A 17,536-nucleotide genomic window follows, 5' to 3' on the forward strand; every position below is an offset into this window, starting at 1 on the left:
GGACGCGATAACCTATCTCCGCCTCGCCATTAAGTCTGGCCGCTAATCCATTTCGTCACTGCTCCACAGTTTGTGCCGACGTTTCAGTGCTCGTTGCGTCAATGCCTTTGCCATCGCCGCACCTATTTCAGCGCTAACCACCAGCCCCTGAATAAAGGGACGGTCGTGCATCAACCACGGCAGTCCGCCAAAGGCGATGCGGTTGCGGGCGTTTTCCGGCGCTTGCAGCGTGTAATCTTCGCCGATATCCGGGATCTCATCGCCACAGGCCAGCAGTTGATCGCGTAGCGTTGGGAACGGAATATCTTTGCTCTGCAATGCCCGTTGTCCTCGGGCGTCAATAAATACATCAAATTCACTGCGCTGACCGTGGTGGTAAATGACCGTCATTTCCTGCTCATTTGTACGCTCATAATCCTTGCCGAGTGCGAGGATCTCAATCAGCCCGGCATCGTGCAGAGCCAGCAATCGGCGGATAGATTCAGACGGGATTGCCGCATAGTTATCAATAAAGACGCGCGCCAGTCCGTGCCTGAAACGTTTTTCGTCGCGAGCATCAAGATGAGGAACGATCTCTTCAATAACCTCGTGTAGGCGCAATAAGGTATAGCGCCAGGCGACGGTATGTTGTTCCTGCTTGTTGCGCTCAACCTCCACCAGGTTACGCCTCGCCCAGTCAAAAGAGTCATGCTTGAGCCTGTCGGCAAAATAGACCTCGGGGAATGTGTCGGCGTTAAGCGTTGCAAGTGCAACCTGTTGGCACCACCCTGGGGCCGCGTCTTGCAGTTGTTGCACAATAAGCCGGAAGATGCGGTCCAGTAATCCGTTTTGGCCCTCGGCAATGGCGTTTTCAATCGCTTCTTGCGTCGCGATATTCAGCGGTTCATAGGGAAGAGGGCAGTAAAAATCCGCTTCAGGCAGCACACCGCTGCGCGACATCAGGGTCAGCTTCAGGTTTTGGCTGTCGGGTTTACGCGTGAACTGCAGTGAACGGTCGGTATTGGTGGTGAAGTTACCATGCTGACTGACCACGGCCATCGCCGCGTCGATAGCGCTTAGCGAGGTGCCCAGAATACCCACCCTGCAAGCGCTAATCTGCGCCTCCATCAGGCCGGTCCACGGACTGGGGAAAAACTTGCGTGCCTGAGCATCAGTTTCTGGCCACAGATGACCGCTGGCGATAGCGGCGAAATCCACTTCGACGGGCTGTGACGCGTGATTGATCCACAGGGAGACCCCAGTCGGGTTTGCTTGCAGGTCGGTGACTTTACTTGATTCATATACGCGAATTGTGAACCCGGATCTTTGCGCTTTATCGACGATGGCTAAAAAACGATCGCGATAATAGTCGCCGAGGATCACCCGGGGCAAAAATTGCCGCTCATGCAAAGATGTACGTTCAAGCCGAAACTGCGCCAGGTATTCATCGCTTTGATTCTGTAGCCACGTCAGATAACTGATATAAATCGGCGGGATCTCAATGCTGGCTATATTGGCCAGCATGTGGTCTGCGTTGTTGTCGCTGTTATAAGGCATGCCTACGCCAGCTTCCTCAGCTTGCTCATAAAGCTGTATCTCCAGCGGTTCACCGCGCTCAACGAGGGCATGAAACGTATAAATTCCGGTGGGACCTACGCCGACGATGGCCACTTTTTTCATGGGGATCCTTTGTAGAAAGTTCGACGTGGTAGTCGGGGTTTTGCTTAACCTGTGCCAGGTAAGTGTGGTCGATAATTCGCGAGAGGAAGACGGTATTTTGCCTGGGAGGGGGAAAAAATAGGAATTTTGCAGCGTCTGACAGCATAAAAAAAGGCCACCCGATATAACCGGGTAGCCTTTTGTACATCAGATATCGGCCAATTACGCCAGCACTAAATCACCCTGCGGATGACAGGAGCAAGCCAGCACATAACCTTCAGCAATTTCTGCGTCGGTCAGCGTCATGGTGCTGCTGACCGTGTAGTTACCGTCAACCACTTTGGTTTTGCAGCAGCCGCAAACGCCCGCACGGCATGCGGCGACAACCGGCACTTTATTGCTTTCCAGCGCTTCCAGCAGCGTACTGCCTACCGGCGCATAAAACTCTTTTGCCGGCTGCAGTTTGGTGAACTTCAGACCGCTGGTGGCGGCTTCAGCTACCGGGGTGAAGAACTGCTCTTTAAAGAAGCGTGTCACGCCCAGCGCGTTGACTTCTTTCTCGACCAGATCCATATACGGCGCCGGGCCGCAGGTCATCACGGTGCGCGAAGCCAGGTCCGGTACGCTTTGCAGCAGTTCGGTGGTCAGTCGGCCGGAAACAAAACCTTCAGTGGCATTGTTTTCAGCAACTAAGGTCACCGGATACTCGCGCCATTCGTCGGCAAAAATGACATCTTGCGGTGAACGGACGTTAAAGATCACCTGCACATCTGCCTGTGGGCGGTATTTTGCCAACCAGCGACGCATTGACATGATTGGCGTGACGCCACAGCCAGCGGCCAGCATCAGGAACCTGTCTTCCGCTTTATCTTCACAGGTGAATTCACCCATTGCATCGGACAGCCAGATATAGTCGCCGCGCTTCACGTCGCGGGTTAACCACTGTGAGCCTGCGCCATCGTCAATGCGGCGGATGGTCAGCGTGATATATTCGCTAACGCCCGGCGTTGAAGAAAGGGTGTAAGCACGCAGCGTGTCCGCTGAATTACGTACGCTGACCAGTGCATACTGCCCGGCGCGGTACGGATAATAGTCGTGGCACAGCAACGAAATTGTCCATACATCCGGCGTTTCCTGATGGATGTGATGAACCTGCATCCGCCATGGGCACTGATGAGTTGGCATTGTCATTCTTTACTCCTTACGCGCTCAGCAGTTGCTTCATGTCTTCTTCAACGGTGGTCACGGAACGCAGACCGAACTTCTCGTTGAGAACTGCCAGCAGGTCCGGCGTGAAGAAGCCAGGCGCAGTCGGGCCAGTGACGATGTTTTTCACGCCCAGAGACAGCAGGGTCAGCAGAATGACAATCGCTTTCTGTTCGAACCAGGAGAGCACCAGAGACAGCGGCAGATCGTTCACGCCACAGCCCAGTTTCTCAGCCAGGGTTACCGCCAGGATGATGGCAGAGTATGCATCGTTACACTGACCTGCATCGACCAGACGCGGCAGGCCTTCGATATCGCCGAACTCCAGTTTGTTGAAACGGTATTTACCGCACGCCAGTGTCAGGATCAGGCAGTCGTCCGGCACGCTGGTGGCGAAGTCGGTGAAGTAGTTACGTTCGCCACGCGCGCCATCACAACCGCCAACCAGGAAGATGTGACGCAGTTTTTCGCGGCTTACCAGGTCGATCAGGGTATCAGCCGCGCCCAGCAGAGTCTGACGACCGAAACCAACGGTGATCAGGTGCGGAATTTCGCTGTACGGGAAGCCCGCCATCTGCTGAGCCTGAGCGATTACCGGAGCGAAGTTGTCGCCTTCGAGGTGGCTTACACCCGGCCAACCGACGATGCTACGAGTCCAGATACGGTCATCGTAGGCGCCAACGGTTGGGTCGATGATGCAGTTAGAGGTCATTACGATTGGGCCCGGGAAGCGGGCAAATTCAACCTGCTGATTCTGCCAGCCGCTGCCGTAGTTACCGATCAGGTGTTTGAACTTACGCAGTTCCGGGTAGCCGTGCGCCGGCAGCATTTCACCGTGGGTATAGACGTTAACGCCGGTACCTTCGGTCTGCTCCAGCAGGTTGTACAGATCTTTCAGGTCGTGACCGGAGATCAGGATGCACTTACCTTCGGTTGCTTTGACGTTGACCTGAGTTGGCGTCGGGTGGCCGTATTTAGTGGTTTCGCCAGCATCCAGAATGCTCATCACTTTGAAGTTCATCTGGCCGATTTCCATTGAGCACTCCAGCAGAGCGTTCATATCGGAAGGCCAGGTTCCCAGCCATGCCATGATTTTGTGGTACTGAGCGTAGATGTCGTTGTCGTACTGACCGAGAACGTGCGCGTGCTCCATGTAAGCTGCCGCACCTTTCAGGCCGTACAGGCACAGCAGACGCAGGCCGAGAATGTTCTCGCCGATGGCTGCTTTATCTTTGTTCGGGGTAAATTCAGCGGCCTGACGTTGCAGGTCGCCCAGATCGTCGCTGACCAGTTGCAGATCGGCCATCGGGTTAGCGACCGCTGCGTTCGCGTCGATGTTCAGGCATTGCGCTTTCAGGGCGTCGCGCATGGCGATAGCTTCACGGGCATAGCCAACAATACGCGGGGAATCGAAGTTAACGTTGGTCAGCGTGGAGAAGAATGCACGCGGCGCAAAGTTATCAACTTCATGGTCGATGATGCCGTATTCACGTGCCTTAACAGCCCATGCAGACAGACCTTGTAGGGAAGCAATCAGCAGATCCTGCAAATCGGAGGTTTCAGCCGTTTTACCGCACATACCCTGCGCGTAAGAGCAGCCGTTTCCTGCCGGAGTACGGATGGTTTGTTCACATTGCACACAAAACATGGTCACACCTTTTAAAGTTATATTTAATATACATGTTTAAGGTTATGCCTGTGCGCGAAGGGATAAAAGGGATTTCTGCTACAACTTGCAGGGAGATTGATTTAGCGCAATTTTGGCGGTAGATGACTACCGCCAGAGAGGTATCTGTCCTGACTTCAGGCGGAGAAAAACGCCATCAGCAAAGGTACTAACAGACTCAGAATAAAGCCGTGGACGATGGCTGCCGGAACCATCTCCAGACCGCCGCTGCGTTGGAGCACCGGTAAGGTGAAATCCATTGATGTCGCGCCACATAGCCCCAGCGCGGTTGAGCGGCTGCGGCCCACCATTCCAGGAATCAACATAATGGCAATCAGCTCGCGGGCCAGGTCATTAAAGAAGGCGGCGCTACCAATCACTGGCCCGAAGGATTCGGTTAACAGAATACCGGACAGGGAATACCAGCCAAAACCTGATGCCATCGCCAGCGCGGTTTTCAGCGGCAGGCCGAGGATCAACGCATTGATAACCCCCGCCAGCATCGAACTGGCGACGACGACCACCGCAACAATCATCCCCCGGCGATTCAGCACAATTTGCTTTAAGGTCATACCGCTGTTGCGCAGTTGAATCCCGACCAGGAACAGTAAAAAGATTAACGTATATTCGCTGGCTTCGGTGGCGTGCTGCAGAATAGGAAGACCGGTGAGGCCGAGCAGAAAACCCACGACGACGACGCCACAAAGCTGGAGCGACTCAAGCGCCATCGCAATTCGCGAGGGTAGCTTTTCTTGCTTGTGGTTATGTCGCCAGGGCAGCGAACGCTCCAGCCAGAACAGCGCCGCGATATTACACAGCAAAATGACCGTCACGCTGACCGCAGAATAATGAAGAATGGCTAACAGGTTGCTGGCGAGATTATCCAGAAACGCCAGGCTGATACCCATAAAAAAGAGAATAAGGTAGACGATCCAGCTCAACAGGCGATTGATGAGTTTTAATGCAGCCCTGTGCCGAAGCGGAATAAGGTAGCCCACAATAAGGGGAATCAGAATGATTAACAGCCCTGAAAACATGAAAACCAGATCCTTGCTGAGAGTAAGACGAAATGCGCCAGCACACACTACTCAATGCAATGAAGGGAGTAAAGTTGCAAATAAAAGGAAATATAGCGGGGAAAAAAAAGACCTGACTTGCGCCAGGCCTTTTTTGTTATCGATTAATCGCGTTTTTCCAGCAGAGTGCGGTAAATAAGACCGCCGAGGACCCCACCGATAATCGGCATAACCCAGAAGAACCACAATTGCTGTAATGCCCAGCCGCCCTGGAAGATGGCTACAGCGGTACTACGTGCCGGGTTAACGGAGGTGTTGGTAACCGGAATACTGATCAAGTGGATCAGGGTTAACGCCAGACCAATCGCAATAGGTGCAAAACCTGCCGGAGCATGTTTATCGGTCGCACCGTGGATCACTAATAAGAAACCAGCGGTCAAAATAATTTCAATTACGACGGCAGACAGCATTGAATAGCCGCCAGGTGAATGTTCACCAAAGCCGTTCGAGGCAAAACCACTGGCAGTTGCGTCAAAACCAGCTTTACCGCTGGCAATAAGATACAGTGCCGCTGCTGCAACAATACCGCCCACAACCTGAGCGATAACATAACCAATAACGTCTTTTGCCGGGAAGCGACCGCCCGCCCATAAACCGAAGGTCACCGCCGGGTTAAAGTGTCCGCCGGAAATATGACCTACGGCGAATGCCATGGTTAATACGGTCAAACCAAACGCCAGCGCGACACCGGCAAATCCAATACCCAACTCCGGGAATGCTGCGGCCAGAACTGCGCTACCGCACCCACCAAAGACGAGCCAAAACGTACCGAAGAATTCGGCTGCTAATTTCCTGAACATAACCACCTCAATTAAAAGTTCCGGGTTCGTGTTCCTTACCCGGTAATTCATCGCTAAAAGGGACGATGATGAAAGAGCCGGTATTTTAGAAAAAAACATCATCCCTTCGCCAGTTAAATTGATGAAAAAATTTGATTTAAGGCAATATGTTGTGATTCCTTTTTGAATATTGGATGAATGAAGCATAGTTCAATTAGCAAAACGGCGATGATTGAGTTCTGAAATAATATTCCGGGGAAAACATAAGAAGAATATTCTTATATTTTTTGATTTCTGCGACTAACCTCCTGATCATATCGGGTGTCCTGAGCGCCCGCTTGCCGTTATACTCCTGATAACTTGAAGGAAAAAGTTAGCATTTCCGGAGGCTATATGATTCTCGAACGCGTTGAGATTGTTGGATTTCGTGGTATTAACCGTCTGTCGTTGATGCTGGAGCAAAGCAACGTGCTGATTGGGGAGAACGCGTGGGGTAAGTCCAGTCTGCTGGATGCTTTAACCCTGCTACTGTCGCCGGAAACTGATTTGTACCACTTTGACCGCGAAGATTTCTGGTTCCCGCCGGGCGATATTCAAGGCCGGGAACATCATCTGCATATCATCCTGACGTTTCGTGAGTCTCAACCGGGTCGCCACCGCGTGCGCAGGTATCGCCCTCTGGAAGCCAGCTGGACGCTGTGTCAGGATGGCTATCACCGCATTTTCTATCGGCTGGAAGGTGAATGTGCGGACGACGGTAGCGTTCTGACGTTACGCAGTTTTCTGGATGGCGAGGGCCATCAGCTTCCCCTCGACGACATTAACGATCAGGCGCGGCACCTCGTGCGTTTGATGCCAGTACTGCGCCTGCGTGACGCGCGTTTTATGCGACGGATCCGTAACGGTACGGTGCCGGATTCGGCGGATGTCGAAGTGACCGCGCGGCAACTGGATTTTCTGGCACGTGAACTGGCTACCCGACCGCAAAACCTGACAGATGGGCAGATACGTCAGGGGTTATCGGCCATGGTACAGCTGTTGGAACACTATTTTTCTGAGCAGGGTTCCAGTCAGTCCCGCTATCGTCTGATGCGTCGACGTTCCAATAACGAACAACGTAGCTGGCGCTATCTGGATATTATCAACCGTATGATTGATAGACCGGGCGGACGCACGCACCGCGTGATCTTGTTGGGATTGTTTTCGACGCTGTTACAGGCCAAAGGTACGCTGAGGCTCGATAAAGACGCCCGGCCGTTACTGTTGGTAGAAGATCCTGAAACGCGTTTACATCCGATTATGCTGTCGGTTGCCTGGCACCTGCTGAATTTGCTTCCGCTGCAACGGGTGGCGACCACCAACTCAGGTGAGTTACTGTCCCTCACCCCCGTGGAACACGTTGTCCGCCTGGTGCGTGAGTCCTCCCGCGTCGCCGCCTGGCGGCTTGGGCCAGGTGGGATCAGCGCAGAAGATGGTCGGCGTATTGCCTTTCATATTCGTTTTAACCGTGCATCGTCGTTGTTTGCCCGCTGCTGGCTGCTGGTGGAAGGCGAAACGGAAACCTGGGTCATTAACGAACTGGCCCGCCAGTGTGGGCACCACTTTGATGCGGAAGGTATCAAAGTCATTGAATTTGCCCAGTCCGGCCTTAAGCCGCTGGTTAAGTTCGCCCGCCGGATGGGTATCGAGTGGCATGTGCTGGTTGATGGTGATGAAGCTGGGAAAAAGTATGCCGCTACGGTGCGGAGTTTGTTGAATAACGACAGAGAAGAAGAGCGCGATCATTTAACCATGCTTCCCGCGCTGGACATGGAACACTTTATGTATCGCCAGGGGTTCGCTGACGTATTCCACAGGGTGGCGCAAATCCCCGAAAACGTGCCCATGAATATGCGCAAAATTATCTCGAAGGCGATTCACAGGTCGTCAAAACCAGATTTAGCCATTGAGGTGGCGATGGAAGCCGGGCGGCGCGGCGTTGACGCGGTGCCAACGCTGCTGCGAAAAATGTTTTCCCGCGTGCTGTGGTTGGCACGCGGCAGAGCGGATTAGTTGCGAAACATCGACGACAGCTGCGAGTGGATGCTGTCCAGTAACTGGTAGCGACGGCGGTATTCCGCGCGTTTTTTGCTGGCAATGTCCGCTTCGCTTTTTCGCGCCATTATGCGTGGGATATGGTAATAGCCGTGACTGTCGCACTCACCGCCAACCGACTCCCAAAATGCGTTGTAGTCGGAAAGTATCACCTTGTTTTTATCGTGGTAACGCGGGCTGCGAAAGATATGCTGTTCATTACTGACAGCCAGAATTTGTTTAATATTCAATTGTTCTGCAAAACAGCAAATGGCTTCCATCACAATACGTTTAGGGAAAATCCCGTAGCATGATTTGGTCGCTTTTTGAATTTCTTCATGTGGCAGTAATCGACTGCCTCCCTGTAACCCGCCAATAAACAGTGTGCTGCTTCCTTGATAATTGCACAGCGTAAACGTCATTTCCGCTAAAGTCTCGCCAGCGCTATTGCTTACCAGAATGGTACTTTCACCTTCTTTATCCAGTGAGATAAATGAGCCCAGTATTACGCTAAATATTTCGCTATTTTTGCCTTCAATTTGTGCCAGTTGTAATCCATCCGCACTTAAATAAGCTTTATATTCCGTGGCTGAAAAAGAGCTGCGGATAGCATTGTAATGAAAACGCACAGCATCCAGTTTCATTTTCCGATCAAGGTTTTGTGCGAGATAGGCGCGATGTAGGCGAACCGGCAGACGAGGCTGGCGTGCCAGTACGCTATCGAGATCAGGCCATTGCGCCAGTTCAGTCATCCATTCATGCATTAATCTTGGCATAAGCGCTGAGCGCAACAAAAACTTACGACGGAAACTACGCTGATGCCAAAATTTTCCAGGGCGCCAATGTCCGGTCATCAGGCTACAAAAGAGGCTAAAACTTGTGGCGGGTTTTGAAGAATGAAAAGTGCTGTCAGTTAGCTGGCTCATAATAACAATCCGATGGATACTCTGATACTAATTTCAACACAGCGGATCTTAACCATTCATCAATAACTCTGTTATTCTTGCGTTTTTCAACGGCTATTTATTTAACGTTGATGTTTACCACTCCACTCTGGTGGACGTATTGGGGGAAATTGGGACATTTATGAAGCTCAAGGGAAAAATCAAAAAGCGCTATTTTCTCTTCGCCATCATCATTATTGTGGCGATAATTGCACTTTGGCGAACGCTTAATGCGCCTTTACCTCAGTATCAAACGTTAATTGTGCGTCCGGGCGATCTGCAGCAAAGCGTACTGGCAACCGGCAAACTGGATGCGTTGCGGAAAGTTGACGTCGGGGCGCAGGTAAGCGGGCAGTTAAAAACGCTGTCGGTCGCGATTGGCGACAAAGTAAAAAAAGATCAACTGCTTGGCGTTATCGATCCTGAACAGGCGCAAAACCAGATTAAAGAGGTTGAAGCGACGCTGATGGAATTACGCGCTCAGCGTTTACAGGCTGAAGCCGAGTGGAAACTGGCGCGGGTAACGCTTTCCCGTCAGCAACAGCTGGCGAAAACCCAGGCTGTCTCGCAGCAGGATCTCGACACGGCGGCTACTCAGATGGCGGTCAAACAGACGCAAATCGGCACAATTGATGCGCAAATTAAGCGTAATCAAGCCTCTCTCGATACGGCAAAAACCAACCTTGATTACACCCGCATCGTTGCGCCAATGGCAGGCGAAGTCACGCAAATTACTACCCTTCAGGGGCAAACCGTTATTGCTGCCCAGCAGGCGCCTAACATTCTGACATTGGCAGATATGAGCACCATGCTGGTGAAAGCGCAGGTTTCCGAGGCGGATGTGATTCACCTGCATCCCGGGCAAAAGGCCTGGTTTACCGTACTGGGCGATCCTCAGACGCGCTACGAAGGTAAGCTCAAAGATGTTCTTCCGACGCCAGAGAAAGTGAATGATGCAATTTTCTACTATGCTCGCTTCGAAGTTCCCAACCCGAAAGGGATCCTGCGTCTGGATATGACCGCGCAGGTCCATATCCAGCTCACGGATGTGAAAAATGTCCTGACGATCCCGCTGTCGGCGCTGGGCGATCCTATTGGCAACAATCGTTATAACGTCAGGCTGCTGCGTAACGGCGAAACCCGTGAACGCGAAGTGGTTATCGGCGCGCGTAATGACACCGATGTGGAGATCGTTAAAGGGCTGGAAGAGGGGGATGAAGTCATCACCGGTGAGGGCAACGCTGGAGCGCCAAAATGACGGCATTGCTTGAACTGAGCAATATCCGCCGCAGCTATCCGTCAGGCGAAGGCCAGGTCGAGGTATTGAAGGACGTATCCTTGAGCATTCAGGCCGGGGAAATGGTAGCGATTGTCGGGGCGTCTGGCTCGGGTAAATCGACGCTGATGAATATTCTCGGCTGTCTGGACAAACCCACCAGCGGTACGTATCGGGTTGCCGGGCGCGATGTCTCCACGCTGGATAGCGATGCGTTAGCCCAGCTGCGTCGCGAACATTTCGGTTTTATCTTCCAGCGTTATCATTTGTTGTCGCATTTAACCGCCGCGCAAAACGTTGAGGTGCCTGCAGTCTACGCTGGCACCGATCGTAAGCAGCGCCTGGCCCGTGCCCAAGAACTCCTGCAGCGACTGGGTCTGGGCGACAGAGTCGACTATCAGCCTTCCCAGCTTTCCGGTGGTCAGCAGCAGCGGGTCAGTATTGCGCGTGCGCTGATGAACGGGGGACAGGTTATCCTCGCCGACGAACCCACCGGCGCGCTGGACAGCCATTCAGGCGAAGAGGTGATGGCGATTTTGCATCAGTTGCGCGATCGCGGGCATACGGTGATTATCGTCACTCACGACAGCCAGGTTGCCGCACAGGCCGAACGCGTCATTGAAATTCGTGACGGCGAGATTGTGCGCAATCCGCCGTCGCACAAACCCTCTACCGGGCGCGATATCGCGGAGCCGACGGTGAAAACGGCGTCCGGCTGGGGGCAGTTTGCCAGCGGTTTTCGCGAAGCGCTCACCATGGCCTGGCTGGCAATGGCTGCGAATAAAATGCGAACGCTACTGACCATGCTTGGGATCATCATCGGTATTGCTTCGGTGGTGTCGATTGTGGTGGTAGGCGATGCGGCTAAACAGCTGGTGCTGGCAGATATTCGCGCTATCGGCACCAATACCATCGATATCTATCCTGGCAAAGATTTCGGCGACGACGACCCACAATATCAACAGGCGCTGAAGTATGACGATTTAACGGCGTTACAGAAGCAGCCCTGGGTCAGTTCGGTGACGCCTGCGGTGTCGAAAAACCTGCGGCTACGCTATGGCAATATCGACGTGGCAGCCAGTGCTAATGGCGTTAGCGGCGACTATTTCAACGTCTATGGCATGACGTTTAGCGAAGGGACCACTTTTAACGCTGAACAACTGGCGGGTCGCGCTCAGGTGGTGGTGCTCGACAGCAATACCCGGCGTCAATTGTTCCCCAACAAAGCGAAAGTTGTCGGCGAAGTCGTGCTGGTGGGGAATATGCCTGCCACGGTAATTGGTGTTGCAGAAGAGAAACAGTCGATGTTTGGCAGTAGCAAGATCCTGCGGGTCTGGCTGCCTTACAGCACCATGTCCGGGCGAATTATGGGGCAGTCGTGGCTGAACTCGATCACCGTGCGGGTGAAAGACGGTTTTGATAGTGCCCAGGCCGAGCAGCAGCTCACCCGACTACTGACGTTACGCCACGGTAAGAAGGATTTCTTCACCTGGAATATGGACGGTGTCTTGAAAACCGCCGAAAAGACCACACGTACATTACAACTCTTCCTGACGCTGGTGGCCGTGATTTCGCTGGTGGTCGGTGGAATTGGTGTGATGAATATTATGCTGGTTTCGGTAACCGAACGAACGCGCGAGATTGGCATTCGTATGGCGGTTGGCGCCCGCGCCAGTGACGTACTGCAGCAGTTCTTAATTGAAGCGGTGCTGGTGTGTCTGGTTGGCGGCGCGTTGGGCATTAGCTTGTCGATGCTGATCGCCTTTACGCTTCAGCTATTCCTGCCTGGCTGGGAAATAGGTTTCTCACCCGTAGCCTTATTGACGGCGTTTCTGTGTTCGACTGCGACCGGGATTTTGTTTGGCTGGCTACCGGCGCGAAATGCGGCGCGGCTGGATCCGGTAGATGCTCTGGCGCGGGAATAATACCATCGAGATAAAAATGCCAGCCGCAAAGGCTGGCATTTTGACTGCGGGATGTACACAATGAAACAGAAGAGCTATGCGACAGCTTCTGCTTCAATGACAGGCACGATGACACTGGCATGATTGCCTTTTGGCCCCTGGTGGACATCAAACTGGACAGATTGTCCGGCTTTTAGCGTTCTGTAACCATCCATCTGAATGGTGGAGTAATGGGCGAAAATATCTTCGCCGCCGCCTTCGGGGCAGATGAAACCAAACCCTTTGGCGTTGTTGAACCACTTAACAGTACCCGTTTCCATGCTTCGACATCCTTCGTAAATCTTATATAAGTAAGATGGAATGAACCGGTGGCGGAGTGGGGGCTGTTCAAAACCTCGCCAACTCTCGAAACTACAATTTAGAGAAATCAGGCGAGGCGTCAAGCGCCAGGCTGACGGAATAGGGTAAAAATGCATCAAAATTTGAAGCAGTTAACGCTATTGTCGGTTATGTGACAGATGTCGCGGATGGCACTAATAGATGATAGTTATCTAATACTTGAGGTAGATTGATTGTGCGCATAGGCTGCTTGTCAGCGGCAAGATTTTCTGCCGGAAACCGTAACTGAAGATGACGACTGACAATGGGTAAGACTAACGACTGGCTGGATTTCGATCTGCTGGCGGAAGATAAATTGCGCGACGCGCTAAAACCGCCATCTATGTATAAAGTGATATTAGTCAATGATGATTACACTCCGATGGAGTTTGTTATTGACGTGTTACAAAAATTCTTTTCTTATGATGTAGAACGTGCAACGCAACTGATGCTTGCCGTTCACTATCAAGGTAAAGCGATTTGCGGCGTATTCACTGCCGAAGTGGCTGAAACCAAAGTTGCGATGGTGAACAAGTATGCGAGGGAGAACGAGCATCCGTTGCTGTGTACGCTAGAAAAAGCCTAAATGCAGGCATAAATATTGGGGGAGGTGCCTATGCTCAATCAAGAACTGGAGCTCAGTTTAAACATGGCTTTCGCCAGAGCGCGCGAGCACCGACATGAGTTTATGACCGTCGAGCACTTGCTACTGGCATTGCTCAGTAACCCATCGGCCCGCGAAGCGCTGGAAGCGTGTTCTGTGGATCTGGTGGCGCTGCGTCAGGAACTCGAAGCCTTCATTGAACAAACCACACCCGTATTGCCTGCCAGTGAAGAAGAGCGCGACACGCAGCCAACGTTGAGTTTTCAGCGTGTGTTGCAACGCGCGGTCTTTCATGTTCAGTCCTCCGGGCGCAATGAAGTTACCGGTGCTAATGTGCTGGTCGCCATCTTCAGCGAGCAGGAATCTCAGGCGGCTTATCTGCTGCGTAAGCATGAAGTGAGTCGCCTTGATGTGGTGAATTTTATTTCTCATGGCACGCGCAAAGACGAACCAAGTCAGTCCTCTGACTCTGGTAATCAGCCGAATAACGAAGAGCAAGCTGGCGGGGAGGACCGTATGGAGAACTTCACGACTAACCTTAACCAGCTTGCCCGTGTGGGCGGAATTGATCCGCTCATTGGACGGGACAAAGAGCTGGAACGCGCCATTCAGGTACTGTGCCGTCGTCGAAAAAATAACCCGCTGCTGGTGGGGGAGTCTGGCGTCGGGAAAACCGCTATTGCGGAAGGCCTCGCCTGGCGTATCGTCCAGGGCGACGTGCCGGAAGTGATGGCTGATTGTACCCTTTACTCTCTGGATATCGGCTCGCTGCTGGCGGGTACCAAATACCGTGGCGATTTTGAAAAACGCTTTAAGGCGCTGCTGAAACAACTGGAACAGGATACTAACAGCATTCTGTTTATCGATGAGATCCACACCATTATCGGCGCGGGTGCGGCATCGGGCGGCCAGGTGGATGCAGCTAACCTGATCAAACCGTTGCTCTCCAGCGGTAAAATCCGTGTGATAGGCTCCACAACCTATCAGGAATTCAGCAATATCTTTGAAAAGGACCGCGCGCTAGCACGCCGTTTCCAGAAAATCGATATCACTGAGCCGTCGGTTGAAGAGACCGTGCAGATCATCAACGGTCTGAAGCCGAAATACGAAGCGCACCATGACGTTCGCTACACCGCCAAAGCGGTGCGTGCAGCGGTCGAACTGGCGGTGAAATACATTAACGATCGTCATCTGCCGGACAAAGCGATTGACGTGATCGATGAGGCGGGCGCGCGGGCGCGTCTGATGCCGGTCAGCAAGCGCAAGAAAACCGTCAACGTGGCGGATATCGAGTCCGTCGTAGCCCGCATTGCGCGGATCCCGGAGAAGAGCGTTTCGCAGAGCGATCGCGATACGCTGAAAAACCTGGGCAACCGTCTGAAAATGCTGGTATTCGGACAGGATAAAGCCATTGAGGCGCTGACTGAAGCGATCAAAATGAGCCGTGCTGGTCTGGGACACGAGCATAAACCTGTCGGTTCGTTCCTGTTTGCCGGACCGACTGGTGTAGGTAAGACCGAAGTCACGGTGCAGTTGTCCAAAGCGCTGGGTATTGAGCTGCTGCGGTTTGATATGTCCGAGTATATGGAACGTCACACCGTCAGCCGCCTGATTGGTGCGCCTCCGGGATATGTCGGTTTCGACCAGGGCGGTTTGCTGACGGATGCTGTCATTAAGCATCCGCATGCGGTACTGCTGCTGGATGAAATCGAAAAAGCGCATCCGGACGTCTTTAACCTGCTGCTGCAGGTGATGGATAACGGTACGCTGACCGACAATAACGGGCGTAAAGCGGATTTCCGCAACGTGGTGCTGGTCATGACCACTAACGCCGGCGTGCGTGAAACTGAGCGTAAATCGATTGGGCTGATTCATCAGGACAACAGTACTGATGCGATGGGCGAAATCAAAAAAGTGTTTACGCCGGAATTCCGTAACCGTCTAGACAACATTATCTGGTTCGATCATCTCTCTACTGAGGTGATTCATCAGGTTGTTGATAAGTTTATCGTCGAACTTCAGGTTCAGTTGGATCAAAAAGGTGTCTCTCTGGAAGTGAGTCAGGAAGCCCGTGACTGGCTGGCTGAGAAGGGCTATGACCGCGCAATGGGCGCACGCCCGATGACGCGCGTTGTCCAGGATAACCTGAAAAAACCATTGGCTAACGAACTGCTGTTCGGCTCGCTTGTGGATGGCGGTCAGGTGACCGTTGCGCTGGATAAAGAGAAAAATGAGCTGACCTATGGTTTCCAGAGTGCGCAAAGGCACAAGCCAGAAGCAGCACATTAATATCTAACCACCTAATGAACCGGGCGTAATGCCCGGTTTTTTTTCGCCTGAAAGTCGTGATTTGAATAGGGGGGTAAACGGCAGGCAAAAAATAAGCCTGCGTAAGGGAGATTACGCAGGCTAAGGAGGTGGTTCCTGGTACAGCTAGCATTTATGGGTTATGTTTTTCAGCGGATGGGATAATACCCTTAATGAACGAAGCGGTATGTGATCGATTTCTAAGAATCTTCCGAACGCTGAAAAATAACCGTAATTAACTACTTAGCATGTGGGTTGCGCGTGGACTCACCGGTAAAATTACGCATCAACAATGCATAATTCAGATCGATATCCTCCGGTACAGGCATCCACACGGTGTAACCATCGCCCGGCGCAACCGGCATCGCTTCGCCTTTCGCGTTTTCCATCTGTTCGAGGGTAAAGTTGATGTTGCCCTGTGGGGTCATCAGCTCCAGGCTGTCGCCGACGGTGAATTTATTTTTCACCAGCACAGCCGCCAGTTCACCTTTACGTTCGCCAGTGAATTCGCCGACAAACTGCTGACGCTCGGAAACAGAGAAGCCGTATTCGTAGTTCTGATAGTCGTCATGCGTATGGCGGCGCAGGAACCCCTCGGTGTAACCGCGATGCGCCAGACCTTCCAGCGTTTCCAGCAGTTGCGGGTCGAACGGTTTCCCGGCAGCGGCATCATCAATGGCCTTGCGATAAACCTGCGCGGTACGTGCACAGTAATAGTATGATTTAGTACGGCCTTCAATTTTCAGCGAATGCACGCCCATCTGAGTCAGGCGCTCAACGTGGGCAATGGCACGTAAATCCTTCGAGTTCATGATGTAAGTGCCGTGTTCGTCTTCAAACGCGGTCATGTACTCACCCGGACGCTGGGCTTCTTCGATCATAAAGACTTTGTCAGTCGGCGCGCCAATACCCAGCGTCGGCTCAACATTTTGTACCGGGATAGGCTCGTACTTATGCACGATATTGCCCACCACGTCTTCTTTGCCTTCCTGCACGTTGTATTCCCAGCGGCAGGCATTGGTACAGGTACCCTGATTTGGGTCACGCTTGTTGATGTAGCCAGAGAGCAGGCAGCGGCCGGAGTAAGCCATGCACAGCGCGCCGTGAACAAAGATCTCAATTTCCATATCCGGCACCTGGGTGCGGATCTCTTCAATTTCTTCCAACGACAGTTCGCGGGACAGGATCACACGGGTCAATCCCATCTGCTTCCAGAATTTCACCGTCGCCCAGTTTACGGCGTTAGCCTGTACTGAAAGGTGAATGTCCATGTCAGGGAAGTTTTCGCGCACCAACATAATCAGACCAGGGTCGGACATGATCAGTGCATCCGGTCCCATTTCCACCACAGGTTTCAGGTCACGAATGAAGGTCTTCAGCTTGGCGTTATGCGGGGCAATATTAACCACCACATAGAATTTTTTACCCAGTTCATGGGCTTCATTAATGCCTAGCTGCAGGTTTTCGTGATTGAATTCGTTGTTGCGTACGCGCAGTGAGTAACGCGGTTGGCCCGCATATACAGCGTCTGCGCCATAGGCGAAAGCGTAACGCATGTTTTTCAGCGTTCCCGCCGGGGAAAGGAGTTCCGGTTTAAACATAATTTTCTCGTTCTGATGACAGGTCAGACTCGCCTCACTCAATGAGGCGGTTAGGGGAGTGCCCCCATATTAAGGGCGGGCATT

Annotated in this window: 13 protein-coding genes; 5 read left to right on the forward strand and 8 right to left on the reverse strand. The window is 52.6% G+C overall.

The genetic code is table 11. The features are described from left to right. Positions 1–42 precede the first annotated feature (42 nt). The 5 genes from HV345_RS08915 to aqpZ all read right to left on the reverse strand — a co-directional run bounded on the left by HV345_RS08915 (position 43) and on the right by aqpZ (position 6,386). Entirely contained in the window at positions 43–1,659 is a 1,617-nt protein-coding gene (locus tag HV345_RS08915) for an FAD-NAD(P)-binding protein (RefSeq protein ID WP_181636513.1), read from the reverse strand. Positions 1,660–1,860: 201 nt separating this feature from the next. Then, the gene (gene hcr / locus HV345_RS08920; RefSeq protein ID WP_047414009.1) at positions 1,861–2,829 is read right to left on the reverse strand and encodes an NADH oxidoreductase; all 969 of its coding nucleotides are present in this window, start codon (positions 2,827–2,829) and stop codon (positions 1,861–1,863) included. Positions 2,830–2,839: 10 nt separating this feature from the next. Then, positions 2,840–4,492 carry a hydroxylamine reductase gene (hcp, locus tag HV345_RS08925; protein ID WP_016153657.1) on the reverse strand — a complete coding sequence of 551 codons (1,653 nt, stop codon included), beginning with the start codon at positions 4,490–4,492 and terminating at the stop codon, positions 2,840–2,842. A 155-nt stretch (positions 4,493–4,647) separates the two neighbouring features. Next, a complete protein-coding gene (locus HV345_RS08930) occupies positions 4,648–5,547 on the reverse strand; it encodes a lysine exporter LysO family protein (RefSeq protein WP_019077194.1) in 900 nt (299 codons plus the stop codon). 143 nt (positions 5,548–5,690) lie between these two features. Further along, positions 5,691–6,386 carry an aquaporin Z gene (aqpZ, locus tag HV345_RS08935; RefSeq protein ID WP_003840208.1) on the reverse strand — a complete coding sequence of 232 codons (696 nt, stop codon included), beginning with the start codon at positions 6,384–6,386 and terminating at the stop codon, positions 5,691–5,693. Positions 6,387–6,758: 372 nt separating this feature from the next. Here aqpZ and HV345_RS08940 point away from each other — a divergent pair, with 372 nt between their 5' ends. Then, positions 6,759–8,417 carry an ATP-dependent endonuclease gene (locus tag HV345_RS08940; protein WP_016153655.1) on the forward strand — a complete coding sequence of 553 codons (1,659 nt, stop codon included), beginning with the start codon at positions 6,759–6,761 and terminating at the stop codon, positions 8,415–8,417. Here HV345_RS08940 and HV345_RS08945 read toward each other — a convergent pair. After that, entirely contained in the window at positions 8,414–9,364 is a 951-nt protein-coding gene (locus HV345_RS08945; RefSeq protein ID WP_181636514.1) for a VirK/YbjX family protein, read from the reverse strand. The genes HV345_RS08940 and HV345_RS08945 overlap by 4 nt on opposite strands. Positions 9,365–9,524: 160 nt before the next feature. On the opposite strand from HV345_RS08945, the gene macA reads away from it, so the two are divergent. Both macA and macB read left to right on the forward strand, forming a co-directional pair. Continuing rightward, the gene (gene macA / locus HV345_RS08950; protein WP_181636515.1) at positions 9,525–10,640 is read left to right on the forward strand and encodes a macrolide transporter subunit MacA; all 1,116 of its coding nucleotides are present in this window, start codon (positions 9,525–9,527) and stop codon (positions 10,638–10,640) included. Beyond that, a complete protein-coding gene (gene macB / locus HV345_RS08955) occupies positions 10,637–12,583 on the forward strand; it encodes a macrolide ABC transporter ATP-binding protein/permease MacB (protein ID WP_181636516.1) in 1,947 nt (648 codons plus the stop codon). The genes macA and macB overlap by 4 nt, the downstream gene beginning before the upstream one ends. A 74-nt stretch (positions 12,584–12,657) precedes the next feature. Here macB and cspD read toward each other — a convergent pair whose 3' ends face one another. Further along, positions 12,658–12,882, reverse strand: a complete 225-nt coding sequence (cspD, locus tag HV345_RS08960; RefSeq protein ID WP_003036813.1) for a cold shock-like protein CspD — start codon at positions 12,880–12,882, stop codon at positions 12,658–12,660. Between the two features lie 323 nt (positions 12,883–13,205). Between cspD and clpS the strand changes: the two genes are divergently transcribed. Then, complete coding sequence (gene clpS / locus HV345_RS08965; RefSeq protein WP_003036810.1) at positions 13,206–13,526, forward strand: ATP-dependent Clp protease adapter ClpS; 321 nt, start codon at positions 13,206–13,208, stop codon at positions 13,524–13,526. A gap of 30 nt (positions 13,527–13,556) precedes the next feature. Beyond that, positions 13,557–15,833 (forward strand): ATP-dependent Clp protease ATP-binding subunit ClpA, encoded by a 2,277-nt coding sequence (clpA, locus tag HV345_RS08970; RefSeq protein WP_181636517.1) that lies wholly within the window; start codon positions 13,557–13,559, stop codon positions 15,831–15,833. Positions 15,834–16,090: 257 nt separating this feature from the next. Here clpA and yegQ read toward each other — a convergent pair whose 3' ends face one another. Further along, positions 16,091–17,452 (reverse strand): tRNA 5-hydroxyuridine modification protein YegQ, encoded by a 1,362-nt coding sequence (gene yegQ, locus HV345_RS08975; protein WP_046275427.1) that lies wholly within the window; start codon positions 17,450–17,452, stop codon positions 16,091–16,093. Positions 17,453–17,536: the final 84 nt, after the last annotated feature.

Source organism: Citrobacter sp. RHBSTW-00986 (genome assembly GCF_013783065.1).
GTDB lineage: Bacteria > Pseudomonadota > Gammaproteobacteria > Enterobacterales > Enterobacteriaceae > Citrobacter > Citrobacter braakii.